Consider the following 651-nt stretch of genomic DNA (forward strand, 5'->3'; position numbering starts at 1 on the left):
ATTTCTTCATTTCTTCATTTCTTCATTTCTTCATTTCTTCATTTCTCATCTGTGGATGTTTTAAGCTCATATTTACGGCATTTTTTATGCTGGGATGAGATCCAAAGCTTAATGATTGTTTTGTAGATTATATGAGTCAGTAAGATATTTTTTGAAGTAGATAGATATTTAAATACAAGGTAAATATATTGAGTTGGAATAAATTAGAATAAATACTCTTTAAAGCTAGTTTTTGATTTTTTATTTTGTGAATTTATTATATTTAATTGAATAAAGCGTGATTGGATTCACGCTTTATTTTGTATTTAAATGAGCTTCTTTTTAATAATAACTTGCAATCACAACAGCACTATTTTGCTCAGGTAACTGTTCAATACTAATGCTTGTGAGATCATTCTCTTGCATTTGATTAGTTAAATCATTCAGAGAGCTGGTTTGTACTTCAGCATTATTACGTAAGGTATTCAATGGCTGACAGTCAATGTTGTAGTGTTGCTGAAAGCAAGTATCTTCTACGATTTTACCACTAATCTGGATTGTACCTGTGGCATAACTAACCGAGGCAAATGCCATTAATGATAAAATTAGGGCAGATTTATAAATGTTTTTATACATATTTAATACCTTTTATAAATGTATTAAGTATTAATT

At 28.3% G+C, this 651-nt stretch carries 1 protein-coding gene; it reads right to left on the bottom strand.

Features of this window, described 5'->3' with window-relative positions:
• Positions 1 to 321: 321 nt before the first annotated feature.
• The gene (locus AWW72_RS18705; RefSeq protein ID WP_005257112.1) at positions 322 to 615 is read right to left on the bottom strand and encodes a hypothetical protein; all 294 of its coding nucleotides are present in this window, start codon (positions 613 to 615) and stop codon (positions 322 to 324) included.
• Positions 616 to 651 lie beyond the last annotated feature (36 nt).

Origin of the sequence: Acinetobacter sp. NRRL B-65365, assembly GCF_001605865.1 — a bacterium.
Lineage (GTDB): Bacteria > Pseudomonadota > Gammaproteobacteria > Pseudomonadales > Moraxellaceae > Acinetobacter > Acinetobacter vivianii.

Coding starts and splice junctions, on each gene's coding strand:
- AWW72_RS18705 (WP_005257112.1), bottom strand. CDS start 615: ATGTATAAAAACATTTATAAATCTGCCCTAATTTTATCATTAATGGCA.